The sequence below is a fragment of the Dermacoccus abyssi genome, from assembly GCF_003515945.1.
Classification (GTDB): domain Bacteria; phylum Actinomycetota; class Actinomycetes; order Actinomycetales; family Dermatophilaceae; genus Dermacoccus; species Dermacoccus abyssi.
In genome coordinates, this window is sequence record NZ_QWLM01000005.1 from 67,540 (window position 1) to 83,450 (window position 15,911).

Sequence of the window (15,911 nt, forward strand, 5' to 3'; positions counted from 1 at the left end):
GGAGTAAATCGCTGGCCTCGCTCGTTGAACCCTGCAACGATCGAACTCTGCGCATCACCTCGACCGCAGCGACGCACAACGTGAGGATCAGCCCTGAACGAGCGCAACCCCGCCGACTTCCTTTCCCGCCGAGCCCAGGCGCTTGCGGACGGCGACGACACAACGGTTGTCTACGACGACCGCGGCTTTGTCGTCGACTCCTACGACGGTGACCAGATCGAGCGTGAAGAGCGCGCCGCTCTGCGCCGTGTGCACGGTCTGTCGACGGAGCTCGAGGACGTCTCCGAGGTCGAGTACCGCCAACTGCGCCTCGAGCGCGTCGTCCTGGCGGGCGTCTGGTCCGAGGGTTCGAGCGAGGACGCCGAGAACTCCCTGCGCGAGCTCGCCGCTCTCGCGGAGACGGCCGGCTCCCAGGTGCTCGCGGGCGTCGTCCAGCGTCGCCTGCGTCCCGACCCGGGTACCTGGCTCGGCAAGGGTAAGGCCGAGGAACTCAAGGAGATCGTCGTCGCCGAAGGTGCCGACACCGTCATCGCCAACGGTGAACTCGCCCCGAGCCAGCGCCGCGCCCTCGAGGACGTCGTCAAGGTGAAGGTCATCGACCGCACCGCGCTCATCCTCGACATCTTCGCCCAGCACGCGAAGAGCAAGGAGGGTAAGGCTCAGGTCGAGCTCGCTCAGATGCAGTACCTCCTGCCGCGTCTTCGTGGTTGGGGTGAGTCGATGTCCCGTCAGGCCGGTGGTCAGGCCGCCGGCGGCCAGGGCATGGGTTCGCGAGGTCCCGGTGAGACGAAGATCGAGCTCGATCGCCGTCGCATCAACACGCGCATGGCCAAGCTGCGCCGCGAGATCGCGGAGATGAAGACGACTCGCGACACCAAGCGCAGCGGGCGCCGTAACAACAACGTGCCGAGCGTCGCCATCGCCGGCTACACGAACGCCGGCAAGAGCTCGATCCTCAACCGCCTCACCAACGCCGGTGTGCTCGTGCAGAACCAACTGTTCGCCACGCTCGACCCGACGGTCCGCCGCGCCGAGACGCCGGACGGGCGCGGTTACACGCTGGCCGACACCGTCGGTTTTGTGCGCGACCTGCCACACCAGCTCGTCGAGGCCTTCCGCTCGACGCTGGAGGAAGTGGCCGACGCCGACCTGCTCCTGCACGTCGTCGACGGCTCCCACCCCGACCCGGAGTCGCAGATCTCCGCGGTGCGCGAGGTGCTCGCCGACGTCGACGCGAGCGATGTCAAGGAAGTCATCGTCATCAACAAGGCCGACATCGCCGCCCCCGACGTCATCGACCGCCTGATGCGCCACGAGAAGCACTGCATCGCCGTGTCGGCTCGTACGGGTGAGGGGTTGCCCGAACTGCTGCAACTCATCGCGGACGAACTGCCCCGCCCCGACGTGCGGGTCGAACTCCTGCTGCCGTACGAGCGAGGTGACCTCCTCAGCCGCGTGCACGCCGACGGTGACGTGCTCGGCGTCGAGCACCGCCCCGAAGGCACCCACGTGCACGCCAAGGTGACGAAGGAACTGGCCGGCGAGTTGGAGCCGTACCTGACGTCCAGCGTCGCCTGAGCTTCGCGCCACGGATTCGTCCGTCCCCAGCGGGCCTCAATAGGATGCGCTCGTGAGTTCGTCTTCCCGCACCACGGCCACCGCCGAACACCGCCGTCTGGCCCAGGCACCGAAGGACAGCGACCCGTGGCGTCTGTGGGGGCCGTACATGGCCGCTCGCCAGTGGGGCACGGTCCGTGAGGACTACTCTGCCGACGGCAACGCGTGGACTTACCTGCCGTTCGACCACGCCCACCAGCGCGCCTACCGCTGGGGCGAGGACGGACTGGCGGGTCTGTGCGACCGCTTCGGGTTCTTCAACGTCTCGCTGGCGTTGTGGAACGGTGAGGACGACCGCCTCAAGGAACGTCTGTTCGGCCTGACGAACGGTGAAGGCAACCACGGCGAGGACGTCAAGGAGGTCTGGTGGCCCACCGACGCCACCCCCACCCACTCCTACGGCACGTGGCTCTATCGCTACCCACAGGCCGCGTTCCCGTACAACCACCTGCGCGCCGAGGCCGCCTCGCGCGGGCGAACCGACGACGAGTACGAGCTCATCGACACGGGAGTCTTCGACGAGAACCGCTTCTTCGACATCGAGGTCACGCACGCCAAGGCGAACCCGACCGACATCTGCCTCGAGTACACCGCGACCAACCACGGCCCCGACGCCGCGCCGCTCGACCTCGTGCCGCAGGCGTGGTTCCGCAACACGTGGTCGTGGGGACGAGACGAGCGTGAACCCTCGATCTCCCTCGTCACGGAGAACTGCGTGCGCGCCGAACACGGCTGGCTCGGCGACTACGAACTGCTCGCCGACGGCGAGCCGCGCATCATCTTCTGCGACAACGAGACGAACGAGATCGCCGTGTTCGGCGCGGAGACCAACCCCCGTGAGCTGACGAAGGACGGCATCAACCAGCGCATCGTGGCGGGGGAGAGCGACGGCATCCGCCTCGACCACGGCACGAAGGTCGGCTTCTGGTACCACTTCGAGGCCATCGCGCCGGGTGAGAGCGTCACCGTGCGGCTGCGTCTGCGCGGCGTCGGGCGCTCGAACGCCCACCAGCCCAAGGGAACCGCCCACCAGGAGCCGGTGCCCGGCGACCCGGCCTTCGGTGAGGGCTTCGACATCGTCCGTCGGGTGCGCGCCGAGGAGGCCGACGAGTTCTACGCCGCGGTCATCCCGGCCACGGTGAGCGACGACGACCGTCACATTGCCCGTCGCGCTTTCGCGGGCCTGCTGTGGGGCAAGCAGCTCTACCGCTACTACGTCGAGGAATGGCTCGAGGGCGACCCGGCCGTCAAGGCGCCGCCGCGTGAGCGCGTCACCGGCGTCGAGGGCCGACACGGACGCAACGTCGGCTGGCGCCACCTCGCCCTGGCCGACGTCATCTCGATGCCGGACGAGTGGGAGTACCCCTGGTTCGCCGCGTGGGATCTGGCGTTCCACACCGTGCCGCTCGCGCACATCGACCCCGAGTTCGCCAAGCACCAGCTCGTGCTCATGTGCCGGGAGTGGGCCCAGCACCCCAACGGTCAGCTGCCCGCGTACGAATGGGCCTTCGAGGACGTCAACCCGCCCGTCCACGCGTGGGCCTGCTGGCAGGTCTACGCCATCGACGGCGGACAGGACCAGGCCTTCCTCATCCAGGTCTTCAACAAGCTGCTTCTCAACTTCTCGTGGTGGGTCAACCGCAAGGACGCCGAGGGCTCCTACCTCTTCGAGGGCGGCTTCCTCGGCATGGACAACATCGCGCTGTTCGACCGCTCGACCGCCGTGCCCCCGGGCTACAAGCTGGAACAGTCCGACGCGACGAGCTGGATGGCGTTCTTCTCGCTGTCGATGCTGCGCATGGCCCTCGAACTCGCGCGCCACGAGCGGGCCTACGACAACACGGCCACGACGTTCCTGCAGTACTTCATCAACCTTGCCCACGCGATGGACCGCACGACGCCGGAGAAGGTGTCGAGCCTGTGGAACGAGGAGGACGGCTTCTTCTACGACGCCCTCCAGCGCGAGGACGGCGAGATCATCCAGCTGCGCGTTCGCTCGATGGTCGGCCTGCTGCCGCTCATGGCCGTGCTCATCGCCCCGAGTTGGGTGCAGCACGAACTGCCCGACTTCGTACGCGAGGTCGAGTGGATGATCGAGCGCGAGCCGGCCATGATGAAGGCCATCACGCAGGCCGAGGCCGACTCCGGCGGCGAGAAGCTGACGATGACGCTCATCTCCAAGCGACGCCGCGGCCTGCTGCTCGAACGACTCTTCGACGAGAACGAGTTCCTCTCCGAGTTCGGTATCCGTTCGCTGTCCGCGGCCTACCGCGAGGAGTACACGGCGGAGATCGGCGGACGCTCGATGTCGATCCGCTACACCCCCGGAGAGTCCGACATCGACCTGTTTGGCGGCAACTCCAACTGGCGTGGGCCGGTGTGGTTCCCGGTCAACTTCCTCGTCGTCGACTCGCTGCGTCTGTACGCCGCGTCGGCGGAGGGCGACGTCGAGTACGAGTACCCGACCGGATCGGGGCGGATGGTCAAGCTGTCCGAGATCGTCTCCGACCTCGAGGACCGGCTCGTCAATCTCTTCCGTCTCGGACCCAACGGCCGCCCGGGCGACCAGCGTGAGTACCCGAACGGGCCGCTGTGGGACGAGCACGTCACGTTCAGCGAGTACTTCCACGGCGACACCGGAGTCGGCCTCGGCGCCGCGCACCAGACGGGGTGGACGGCGCTCGTGGCGCACTACATTTGCTCCGATCACGCGCCGCACCTGCCGGGGGTTCTGCCCGGCGAGTGAGCCGTGCGCTGTGGCCTGTGCGGGCGTCGTCCACAGTGACGACGCCCGCACAGTCGTTTCCACAGCCGTGCCCGCGTCGCGACTCGGAGGGCGTCCCGGTGCTGCCATAGGGTGGGCGCATGCCCGAACTGCCCTCGCTCGACGAACTCATGTCCGCGGCCGTCTCCGGCGTCGGCGGCGTCCCGCGGCCGGGGCAGTCGACGATGGCGAACGCCGTCCAGGAGGCCATCGAGCGCGACGAGCACCTGCTCGTGCAGGCGGGTACGGGCACGGGAAAGTCGCTGGCCTACCTCGTGCCCGCGATCCGTCACGCGTTCGAGGTGAACAAGCCGGCCATCGTGGCCACGGCGACGCTCGCCCTCCAGGCGCAGATCGTCGATCGCGACATGCCGCGCCTCGCCGACGCGCTCGAACCGCTGCTCGGGCGCCGGCCCACGTACGCGCTCGTCAAGGGGCGGCGTAACTACCTGTGCCAGCACAAGCTCACCGGTGGTTACCCGGACGACGACGAGGGCACGCTCATGGGCGTCGGCCAGGTCGACGAACACGCCGGACGCACCGGCCGCGAGGTCGTGCGCCTGCGGGAGTGGGCCGACGAGACCGAATCCGGCGACCGCGACGAACTCGTGCCCGGCGTGTCCGAGAGGGCGTGGCGCCAGGTCTCCGTCTCGAGTCACGAGTGCCTCGGCAGCAAGTGCCCCGTCGTCGAGGACTGCTTCGTCGAAATGGCACGCGCCGACGCGAAGGAGGTCGACGTCGTCGTGACGAACCACTCCTTCATGGCGATCGACGCCTTCGAGGGGCGCCAGATGCTGCCCGAGCACGACCTGCTCGTCGTCGACGAGGCCCACGAGCTCGTCGACCGCGTCACCGCGACCATCACCGACGAACTGACGACCGGAACGATCAACGCGGCCGCCAAGCGCTGTGGCCGCCTCGCCGAGACCGACGACCTCAAGCGCGGGGCCGAGGTGCTGGGCGAGGCACTCGAGCAACACCAGGAAGGGCGGCTGCTCGGAGTCTCCGACGTTCTCGAGGCGGCCCTGCGCACGATTCTCGACGCCTCACGTTCCATCGCCTCGGAACTGAAGCCGAAGAACCCGCAGGACAACGACGGCGTTCGCCAGATGGCTCGGGCCGCGATCGACGAGATCTTCGAGACGTGCGAACGCATCCTCGAGGAGCGGGAGCTCGACGTCCTGTGGGTCTCCCACAACCAGCGCACCGGCGTCTCCGCGCTGCGTGTCGCGCCGATGAGCGTGGCCATGCTCATGCGGGACAAGATCTTCGGTGAGCGATCGGTCGTCATGACGTCGGCCACCCTCGAACTCGGTGGCTCGTTCGACGCCGTGGCCGGAACCCTCGGCCTGCGCGGAGCGGGCGGCCCGCAGTGGAAGGGCCTCGACGTCGGCTCGCCGTTCGACTACCCCAAGCAGGGCATCGCCTACGTCGCCCAGCACCTTCCTCCGCCCGGGCGTGACGGACTCTCACCGCAGGCCCTCGACGAGATCGAGACGCTCGTGCGCGCGGCCGGTGGACGCACGCTCGGCCTCTTCTCCTCGATGCGCGCCGCCCAGGCCGCCGCCGAGGCGATGCGGGAGCGCTTCGGCGACGAGATCCCCGTGCTGTGCCAGGGCGAGGACCAGATGGGCACCCTCGTGCGCACCTTCGCCGCCGACGCCCGCACGTGCCTCTTCGGCACGCTGACGCTGTGGCAGGGCGTCGATGTGCCCGGAAGCAGCCTCCAACTCGTCATCATCGACCGCATCCCGTTCCCGCGACCGGACGACCCCCTCGCCTCGGCTCGCTCGCAGGCCATCGCGAAGATGGGCGGCAACGGGTTCATGGCCGTCTCGGCCACCCACGCCGCGCTGCGCCTCGCGCAGGGCGCCGGGCGCCTCATCCGGCACACCGACGACCGTGGCGTCGTCGCGTTCCTCGACTCGCGCATGATGACGGCCCGCTACGCCGGTTTCCTCCAGCGCTCGTTGCCGCCGTTCTGGCCGACCACCGATCGTGCGCTCATCCTCAAGGCGCTCGCTCGTCTCGACGAGAATGCCCCGGACGTCACCCCTCCGCCGGCGGCCGGTACGCGTTCGACGAAGCAGCCGTCAGTTCCCAGCCCCTCGTCGAGTTCCGTCCGCTCCTCGGGCGCTTCGTCGGCGTCCTCGGCAGCGTCGTCGAGGTCGTCGGCAGGTTCCTCGGCGGACGCGAAGGAGCGGGCGCTCGCCGCCGCAGCGGCAGCCGGCGTCAGCGGAATGGGGACGGCCAGCGCCATCAAGGCACCGACCAAGTCGACGCCGCCTCCGGTCGACGACACGGCCCGAACCGCCGTCACCGGCGGCGAGGCGTGGACGGCGGAGTCCGACGAGGAACTGCGCGAGGGCGTCAGCATGGGCCTGTCAGCCGAAGAGCTGGCCGACCACCTCGAACTCTCGGCGGAGTCGGTGCTCGCCCGTTGCGCGCAACTCGGCATCCGCCCGGCGGGGGAGTGACGTTCGCTGTGAGCAGCACGACGATCGGGGTGTTCGTCTCGCGAGGTGTGCTTGCCTCAGCGCACACGCAGCGGTCGCTGATCCGGTCGGCGCCCCGGTTGTCGGTGGCCGATGAGAGGCTGACGCCATGAACGAATCGTTGGCGCTGCCTCAGCTGGTGCTCATCACCGGCCCCGAGCGTGTGCTCGCGCAACGAGCGCTCTCGCACGTGCTCGAGGCCCTGGGTTCGAGCCACCCCGACGCGGAGGTCATCCGCCTCGACGCGCTCGAGTACGAGCCGGGCCGCCTGACGATGGACCTGTCACCGAGCCTATTCGGCGGGCACCGCGTCGTCGTCGTGCGCGACCTCGACGAGGCCACCGATCCGCTCGTCGACGAACTCTCCGACGTGCTCAAGCATCCGCTCGACGACGCCCACCTCGTCGTCCTCCACAAGGGCGGCAACCGCGCTAAGCGTGTCCTCGACGCGATGAAGAAGGCGAAGGCCCACGTCATCGAGGCGCCGGCCATGAAGTCGGACCGCGACAAGTCGGCCTTCATCACGAACGAGTTCCGTATCGCGCGCCGTAAGATCACCCCCGAGGCCGTGCGGGCGTTGCTCGAGGCAGCGGGCAAGGACACGTCGGAGCTGGCTGCGGCGTGCAAGCAACTCGTCGACGACACGACGGGCGTGGTCGACGAGAACGTCGTCGCCACCTATCACTCGGGCAAGGTCGAGGCCACGGGCTTCCGGGTTGCCGACGCCGCCATCGCCGGCAATGCTCCCGAAGCGCTTCGACTCCTGCGTCACGCGTTCGCCTCCGGGCTCGACCCGGTTCCGGTCGTGGCGGTCCTCGCCTCACAGCTGCGGCAGGTTGCCAAGGTGGCCACCGCCGGGGGAGGACGCAGCGCTGAACTCGCCAAGCAGCTCGGTATGCCCCCGTGGCAGATCGATCGTGCCCGCGGGGCGTCGCGAGGCTGGGACGGCGTCAGGCTCGGCCGGGCGATCCAGACCGTGGCGGCGGCCGACTTCGCCGTCAAGGGCGGCGGACGCGATCCGCAGTACGCTGTCGAGCACGCCGTGCTCGAGATCTGCAAGCAGCGTCACGCGCCACCCGAGCGAGGCTGAAGCCGATCGGACGCCCAGCGCGCCGGCCGATTGCGTGCCCGCGGGTTCCGGCTGGTAAGTTTGGACGAGTGCGTGTGGGCTCAGGTCGTGCGCACACGCAAGCAGTAACCAGCGGTCTCTCATCGCCAGGTGTCCCCACGCCATATCCGAGAGGCCGACTGTCGCCCTCACGACAGAACCATTCGACCGAAGAAGTGAGTTTTCGTGGCAAACATCAAGTCGCAGATGAAGCGGATCAAGACGAACGCTGTTCGTACGGAGCGCAACAAGTCCTACAAGGCTGAGCTGCGTACCTGGATCCGCAAGTTCCGCGCCGAGGTCGAGGCCGGTAACAAGGACGCCGCTACCACGGCCCTTGCTGCCGCTTCGAAGAAGCTGGACAAGGCTGTCTCCAAGGGAGTCATCCACAAGAACCAGGCCGCCAACAAGAAGTCGGCCATGGCGAAGCAGCTCAACAACCTCTGAGTTCTACCGTGAGTCCTCACGAGGACTCAGCACGACGAAGGGTCGTCACCGTCCGCGGTGACGACCCTTCGATGTTGAGCGGGGACCGCGGCACAGGTGCCGCGTTTCCGAGGCAACATCGAAGGTCGCCAGAGCCCGGTGCCCGGGCGGCGACGGCGGCTGCTGACATAATGACGGGCGAACAATCCGGCGTCGCGCTGACGCCGTACGACGCGAGTGAGGTACTTCCTTGAGCGACACCGAGCACGGCCACCGCTACACCGCCGAACTGGCGGGGCAGATCGAGAAGCAGTGGCAGGACGTGTGGGAGGAGCAGGGAACCTTCGAGGCCCCCAACCCCACGGGGCCGTGGGCCGACCCGCAGGGCGTGGCCGAGCGCGAGAAGGTCATGATCCAGGACATGTTCCCCTACCCCTCCGGTGCGGGACTGCACGTTGGGCACCCGCTCGGCTACATCGCCACCGACGTCTACGCGCGCTACCAGCGCACCCAGGGCAAGAACGTCCTCTACACCCTCGGTTACGACGCGTTCGGCCTGCCGGCGGAGCAGTACGCCGTCCAGACCGGCCAGCACCCGCGCAAGACGACCGAGGACAACATGGTCAACATGCGTCGCCAGCTGCGTCAGCTCGGGCTGTCGCACGACATGCGTCGCACCTTCGCCACGATCGAGCCGTCCTACTACAAGTGGACGCAGTGGATCTTCCTGCAGATCTTCAACGCATGGTACGACGAGGACGCGGGTAAGGCCCGTCCGATCGACACGCTCGTCGAAGCCCTCGAAAGTGGTCGCGTCGCCACGCCGGACGGCCGCGCATGGGCCGAACTGAACGCCACCGAGCGCGCCGCTGCCGTCAACGCCCGTCGCCTCGCGTACAAGTCGGACGCTCCGGTCAACTGGTCGCCCGGCCTCGGCACCGTCGTGGCGAACGAGGAGGTGACGGCCGACGGCCGCACCGAGCGCGGCAACTTCCCGGTCTTCAAGCGCAATCTGCCGCAGTGGATGATGCGTATCACCGCCTACGCCGACCGCCTCGTCGACGACCTCGAGCGCCTCGACTGGCCGGAGTCGATCAAGCTGCAGCAGCGCAACTGGATCGGTCGCAGCAACGGCGCGAGCATCCGCTTCGACGTCGAGAACCACGAGGGCGCTCAGCTCGAGGTCTTCACGACGCGCCCCGACACGATCTTCGGCGCGACGTTCATGGTGGTCGCCCCGGAGCATCCGCTCGTCGACACGCTCGTGCCCGACACGTGGCCCGAGGGCACGAAGGACGCGTGGAGCGGGGGCGCGACCAGCCCGCGCGAGGCCGTCGACACCTATCGTCGTGAGGCCTCCCGCAAGAGCGACCTCGAGCGTCAGACCGGCGAGAAGGGCAAGACCGGTGTCTTCACCGGTGCCTTCGCCACGAACCCGGTGACGGGTCGACGCATGCCCGTCTTCGTCGCCGACTACGTCCTCATGGGTTACGGCACCGGCGCCATCATGGCCGTGCCCGCGCAGGACGAGCGCGACTGGGACTTCGCGGCCGCGTACGACCTCGACGTCATCCGCACCGTGCAGCCGTCCGAGGGCCACCCGGAGAACAAGCCGTTCACCGGCGCGGGCGTCGCCATCAACTCGGCCACCTCGGGCCTCAGCCTCGACGGGCTCGGCATCGAGGACGCCAAGGTCAAGATCATCGAGTGGCTCGAGGCGAACGAGCGCGGAAGCGGCACGACGACCTACCGCCTGCGCGACTGGCTGTTCAGCCGCCAGCGCTACTGGGGCGAGCCCTTCCCGGTGGTCTACGACGAGAACGGCGAGGCGCACGCCCTGCCGGAGTCGATGCTGCCGGTCGAACTGCCCGACGTCGCGGACTACTCGCCGAAGACCTACGACCCGGAGGACGCCCAGTCCATGCCGGAGTCGCCCTTGTCGCGTGCGAGCGAGTGGGTGAGCGTCGAGCTCGACCTCGGTGACGGTCGCAAGACGTACACGCGCGAGACGAACACGATGCCCAACTGGGCCGGTTCGTGCTGGTACGAACTGCGTTACGCAGACCCCGCAAACGACGAGCGCTTCGTCGACACGGGCTGTGAGGAGTACTGGCTCGGCAAGGGCCGCGGCTTCGGCAAGGGCGTCGCGAACGACCCGGGCGGCGTCGACCTCTACGTCGGCGGGGCCGAGCACGCCGTCCTGCACCTGCTGTACGCGCGTTTTTGGCACAAGGTGTTGTTCGACCTCGGCCTCATCTCGAGCGAGGAGCCATTCCGCAAGCTCTACAACCAGGGCATGGTGCAGGCCTACGCGTACCGTGACGGGCGCGGCCAGCCGGTGCCGGCTGCCGAGGTCACCGAGCGCGAGGTCGACGGCGAGACGGTGTTCGAGTGGCAGGGCGAGCGCGTCACCCGTGAGTACGGGAAGATGGGCAAGTCGCTCAAGAACGTCGTCACGCCGGACGAGATGTGCGACGCGTTCGGCGCCGACACCTTCCGCGTCTACGAGATGTCGATGGGCCCCCTCGACGCGTCGCGTCCATGGGAGACCCGTGCCGCCGTCGGCTCGCAGCGCTTCCTGCAGCGTCTGTGGCGCAACGTCGTCGACGAGGGCAGCGGCGAGGTCACCGTCACCGATGCGCCGATGGATGACGCCACGAAGCGCGCACTCCACCAGACGATCGACGCGGTGAGCGCCGACTTCGAGAACCTGTGTTTCAACACGGCGGTCGCTCGACTCATCGAGCTCAACAACACGCTGACGAAGCTCGACGCCGTGCCCCGTGAGGCGGCCGAGGCGCTCGTGCTCATGACGGCGCCGCTGGCCCCGCACATCGGTGAGGAGCTGTGGAAGCGTCTGGGTCACGACACGACGCTGGCGTTCGAGCCGTTCCCGGTCGCCGACCCGGCGTTCCTCGTGCAGGACACCGTTGTGGCCGTCGTCCAGGTGGCCGGCAAGGTGCGCGATCGCCTCGACGTCGCCGCCGACATCAGCGAGGCCGACCTCGAGGCCGCAGCCATGGCGAGCGAGCGCGTGCAGTCGTTCCTCGAGGGCAAGACGGTTCGCAAGGTCATCGTCCGAGCTCCCAAGCTCGTCAACATCGTCGCGAACTGATGGCTGCGCGACGACGGGACGCCCCTCGTGTGGGCGTCGTCACGGACTCGACGGCGTGCCTGCCGGACGAGCTCGTGGCGGCGCTCGGCGGGACGCTCGCCGTCGTGCCGCTCACCGTGACGATCGACGGTCGCTCGCTCGTCGAGGGTGAGGGCGTCACCGGGGAGACGGTGGCCCAAGCCGAGGAGAACGAGCGGGAACTGTCGACGTCCCGGCCGGCGCCTGCGCGCATGGTCGGGGCCTACGAGTACCTCGCGGGTCAGGGCTGCACCGAGATCGTCTCCGTTCACGCGGCGGCCCAGCTGTCGTCCACGGTGAGTTCGGCGCGCCTCGCGGCGGCCGAATCGCCTGTGCCCGTCTCCGTCGTGGACTCCACGACGATGGGTATGGCGATGGGTTTTGCGGCGCTCGCCGGGGCTCGTTCGGCCGTGCGCGGTGAAGGCTTCGCCGCGGTCGAGGAGGTCATCCGTTCCGTGGCGACGACGTCGCGCACGGCGCTCTACGTCGACTCGCTGGAACCGCTGCGCCGCGGTGGTCGCGTCGGTCGGGCCGGTGCCCTTCTCGGCTCCGCGCTGTCGATCAAGCCGCTGCTGCGCCTCGAGGACGGTGTGATCGAGCCCTTGGCACGCGTGCGAACGACGGGCAAGGCCATCGAACGCCTGGGGCGGTGGGCGCTCGCGGAGGCGCGGGCCCTCGGACCGGGCCCGGTCGTCTGCGCCGTGCACTCCGTGACGCGACAGGACCTTGCCGAGCGACTCACGGGGCTCCTCACGGAATCGGCGGAGAAGGACACTGACGGAGCAGAGCCGGTGACCTGGGCAGAACCCATCGTGCAGGCACCGCTGGCCGCCGCCGTCACGGCGCACATCGGCAGCGGGGCGATCGGCGTGGCCGTGGCGCGGATGCCGGAGGATTCGTCGGGGCCGACCCGAACGGGGAAACCGACGCCGCGTGACGGTCTGATTCCGTCGTGAGCCGGGCGGGCAGCGTCCGAGCTTTCATCCACAGGCGTGATGCCTGCGCATGACCCCGAACTGTCGCTGCGGGCGCTTCCACAGGCTCAAGCGGCGCAGGATGGTGTTCACTCCGGAGGCCTTCGTAGCGTCACGCCATGACGACTCGATACGACAGCGACGACCGGCTCGACGAAGTGCTCGCGGAGATCGAACGGGCACGTCGCGAACCCGCGTGGACCCCTGAGCCGGAGCGCACGCCCCGACGGCTCATCCGCCCTCCTGCTCCGCTCGACGAGGCTCGCTGGGCGCCGTCACGCACGGCCGTTGTCGTGGTTGCACTGTGTGCACTGCTCGCTGCTCTCGTCTTCGGTGTGCGTGTCATGCTCACGCCGGACACATCGAGCGCCGCAACAGGCTCTTCAGCCAAACCGCTGCAGGTCGCGGGTCGTGCCACGGTGTCGAGCACCCCATCGGGCGCTGCCGCGGCGCCCACGAACGCTGCCTCGACAGCGGCCACCCCCGCCGCTGCGGCGTCGCCCTCGGTGCTCAATATCCACGTCGTCGGGGCGGTGCGCACTCCCGGCGTCGTCACGGTCACACCGGGCGCCAGGGTCGAGGACGCCGTCAGGGCAGCCGGTGGGCTGAAGGGAGCCGATGCTTCCGGCATCAATCTCGCGCGGCCACTCGCCGACGGAGAGCAGGTCATCGTGCCGAGGCCGGGGGAGTCCCCGCCGGTTCCCAGCCCGCCCGCGGCTCCGGCGGGTGGTCAACCGTCAGCGGGTGCAGCGGCCATCACACCGGGAACCCCGGGGGCCTCTGCAGGGGCGTCCGCCCTCGTCAATCTCAACACGGCCGACGCGGCCGCGCTCGACACCCTGCCCGGAGTGGGACCGGTCCTCGCGCAGAGAATCCTCGACTGGCGCACAGAACACGGCCGATTCTCGAGCGTCGAGGAGTTGGGTGAGGTCAGCGGCATCGGTGACAAGGCCCTGGAGCGGCTGCGCTCCAAGGTCACGGTGTGAGGAGCGAGCACGACCTCCGGCTGCTCGGCGCGGCATGTTGTGGCTGGGGCGTGCTCGCCGTGTTGCTCGCACTACGAGCCTCGGCCACCGAGGTCCTCGTGGTGGCGCTCGCCGCCGCAGCGCTGGGGGGAGCGCTGTTCCTGTCGCGGGTTCGGCGCGCGCTCGTCGTGGCCGTTGCCTTCTGTGCGGTCGTCACGGCGCTGATCGCCACGGCGGCCGGAGGACAACTCGCTCACCAACGTCAGGGGCCGCTCGCCGAGTTGGCGGCCGAACGAGCCAGCGGAACGTTCGAGGCCGTCGTCACGGGGCAACCCCGCGCCCTTGAACCTAAGGGGCCGGGCGCTGCGGAGACGCGGTATCTCGTTCCCCTCACCGTGCACCGAGTCCAGGCCCGCGGAACGCGGGTCGACGTGGCGACGCCGGTCGTCCTGATCGGTGACGGGCGGTGGCGGACCGTGCCGTGGAGAGCTCGGCTCGATGTGAAGGCCAGACTCGCGCCCTCGGAACGGCTCGGGTCTGCCCAGGCGCTGCTCGTGGCGCGCGGTGGACCTCATGTCCTTGACGGGTCGCCACCGGTCATCGCACAACTCGAAGTCTTGCGCCGGGGTCTGTCGCACGCGGCTCGAAACCTCCCGGACGACCCGCGCGGCCTCGTGCCGGCTCTCGTCGTCGGTGACGTTGCCGCGATCCCGACCGAGTTGAACGACGACATGAGCGTCACGGGCATGTCGCACCTCAACGCGGTGAGCGGGTCGAACGTCACCATTGTGCTCGTCGCGGCGTCGTGGTGTCTGTCCTGGTCTGGTCTGCGTCGGCGCGCCCGCACAGTGGCGGCTCTTCTTGTCGTCCTCCTCTACGTGCTCGTGTGCCATCCGGATCCGAGCGTTGTCCGTGCCGGAGCGATGGGCATCGTCGGCTTGCTCGGCACGTCGTGGGGCAGACCGAAAGCTGCCTGCCCGGCGCTCGGGGCGGCCATCACGCTGCTCCTCATGTGGGATCCGTGGCTCGCCGTGAGTGCGGGGTTCGCGCTCTCGGCGCTCGCCACGCTCGGCCTCGTGCTCTTCGCGAAGCGATGGGCGAACGCCCTGACGGAACGGTTGCCGCAAACGCCGTCGTCGAAGCTGACCCACGCGATCGAACTGTGTCTCATTCCCGTCGCCGCCCAGGCGCTGTGCTTGCCCATCCTCGTGGCGCTGAGTGGTGCCGTGTCGCTCGTTTCCCTGCCGGCGAACGTTCTCGCGGAGCCCTTTGTCGCACCGGCCACGCTCGCGGGGACGGTCGTTCTGCTCGTGGCACCACTCGTCCCGGCTCTGGCCGATCTGCTCGTGTGGGCGGCGGGTCTTCCCGCCTGGGTCATTTCCACGATTGCCCACGTCGCCGCGTCCGTGCCAGGGGGCTCGTTGCCGTGGCCGAGCGGGGCGCCCGGCATCGTGCTGGCCGTCGTCCTCCTCGCGGCGCTCCTGTTCGGGTGGCGAATCGTCCCGTGGCTCGGCCTTCGAGGGTGGGCATCCGTCACGTTGGTGGCGCTCGTCCCCGCGGCCCTGTGGCTTCCGATCCCCGGAGAGGGACGCGCAGATCCGGGGTGGCTGTATGCCCAGTGCGACGTCGGGCAGGGAGATGCCGCCTTGGTACGCACCGGTGAGCAGGCGGCGATCCTCGTCGACACCGGACCCGAGGAAGGGGACGTCACCGGGTGCCTCGATCGTCACGGCGTGACGCGTGTGGACGCCGTCGTGCTCACGCACCTGCATGCCGACCACGTCGATGGTCTTGGGGCCGTACTCGAGCGGCAGCCGTCGGCCGAGGTCTTCGTGACGTGGCTGACGAGCCACAGCTCGAGCCCTCGTGGTGGCCGAGGGGAGAGGGATGCCGATGCCCAGACGAGGCAGGTGTTGCGCCGTTACGGGAAGGTTGCGCAACGCCTCGCACCGGGTCAGCAGGTCCGTGTCGGTGACGCCGTGCTCGACGTCCTCTGGCCGCGCCGAGCGTTGGCGGCGGGTTCGCCGGTCAACAATGCTTCCCTCGTGCTCGATGTGGCGACGCCGAGCGTGCATGCGCTCATGCTCGGCGACGTCGAACGGGAGGCGCAGGCCGCGTGCATCGGGGAGGTGACGCGCCGAGCAGCGACGCGTCCCTACGACCTCGTCAAGGTCGCTCACCACGGCAGCGCGAACCAGAGTGCCGGGCTCTATCGGGCGGCTTCGGCGCGGGTCGGCCTCATCGGGGTGGGGGAGGGCAACGATTACGGGCACCCGAAGGAATCGCTCCTGTCGTTACTCGCCCAGAGCGGAACAGCCGTCTACCGAACGGACCTTTCAGGAGACCTCGACGTCGTACCCGTCGGTAGATCGCTCACGGTCGAACCGCAGAGATGACACCGGTGAGAGTCGCAGGAGATTTCACTCGCG

At 68.9% G+C, this 15,911-nt stretch carries 9 protein-coding genes; all 9 read left to right on the forward strand.

Going from position 1 to position 15,911, the window contains the following annotated elements:
- Positions 1-93: 93 nt before the first annotated feature.
- The 9 genes from hflX to D1832_RS06210 all read left to right on the forward strand — a co-directional run bounded on the left by hflX (position 94) and on the right by D1832_RS06210 (position 15,878).
- Positions 94-1,578 carry a GTPase HflX gene (gene hflX, locus D1832_RS06170; protein WP_118913089.1) on the forward strand — a complete coding sequence of 495 codons (1,485 nt, stop codon included), beginning with the start codon at positions 94-96 and terminating at the stop codon, positions 1,576-1,578.
- Positions 1,579-1,630: 52 nt separating this feature from the next.
- Positions 1,631-4,363 (forward strand): MGH1-like glycoside hydrolase domain-containing protein, encoded by a 2,733-nt coding sequence (locus D1832_RS06175; protein ID WP_118913090.1) that lies wholly within the window; start codon positions 1,631-1,633, stop codon positions 4,361-4,363.
- A gap of 119 nt (positions 4,364-4,482) precedes the next feature.
- The gene (locus D1832_RS06180) at positions 4,483-6,858 is read left to right on the forward strand and encodes an ATP-dependent DNA helicase (RefSeq protein ID WP_118913091.1); all 2,376 of its coding nucleotides are present in this window, start codon (positions 4,483-4,485) and stop codon (positions 6,856-6,858) included.
- A gap of 127 nt (positions 6,859-6,985) precedes the next feature.
- Complete coding sequence (gene holA, locus D1832_RS06185) at positions 6,986-7,966, forward strand: DNA polymerase III subunit delta (protein WP_118913092.1); 981 nt, start codon at positions 6,986-6,988, stop codon at positions 7,964-7,966.
- 204 nt (positions 7,967-8,170) lie between these two features.
- Positions 8,171-8,431 (forward strand): 30S ribosomal protein S20, encoded by a 261-nt coding sequence (rpsT, locus tag D1832_RS06190; RefSeq protein WP_047311410.1) that lies wholly within the window; start codon positions 8,171-8,173, stop codon positions 8,429-8,431.
- Positions 8,432-8,660: 229 nt separating this feature from the next.
- Positions 8,661-11,525 carry a leucine--tRNA ligase gene (gene leuS, locus D1832_RS06195; RefSeq protein WP_118913093.1) on the forward strand — a complete coding sequence of 955 codons (2,865 nt, stop codon included), beginning with the start codon at positions 8,661-8,663 and terminating at the stop codon, positions 11,523-11,525.
- Between the two features lie 29 nt (positions 11,526-11,554).
- Positions 11,555-12,499 carry a DegV family protein gene (locus tag D1832_RS06200; RefSeq protein WP_182434684.1) on the forward strand — a complete coding sequence of 315 codons (945 nt, stop codon included), beginning with the start codon at positions 11,555-11,557 and terminating at the stop codon, positions 12,497-12,499.
- Positions 12,500-12,636: 137 nt separating this feature from the next.
- Positions 12,637-13,503, forward strand: coding sequence for a ComEA family DNA-binding protein (locus tag D1832_RS06205; protein WP_241510895.1), 867 nt, complete (start codon positions 12,637-12,639; stop codon positions 13,501-13,503).
- Positions 13,500-15,878: a ComEC/Rec2 family competence protein gene (locus D1832_RS06210; protein ID WP_118913095.1), complete on the forward strand. Its 2,379-nt coding sequence runs from the start codon at positions 13,500-13,502 to the stop codon at positions 15,876-15,878. The genes D1832_RS06205 and D1832_RS06210 overlap by 4 nt, the downstream gene beginning before the upstream one ends.
- The last annotated feature ends 33 nt before the right edge of the window (positions 15,879-15,911 follow it).

Excerpts from the sequence above, each read along its gene's own strand:
- D1832_RS06180 (WP_118913091.1), top strand. The coding sequence starts at position 4,483 with ATGCCCGAACTGCCCTCGCTCGACGAACTCATGTCCGCGGCCGTCTCC.
- holA (WP_118913092.1), top strand. The coding sequence starts at position 6,986 with ATGAACGAATCGTTGGCGCTGCCTCAGCTGGTGCTCATCACCGGCCCC.
- D1832_RS06205 (WP_241510895.1), top strand. The coding sequence starts at position 12,637 with ATGACGACTCGATACGACAGCGACGACCGGCTCGACGAAGTGCTCGCG.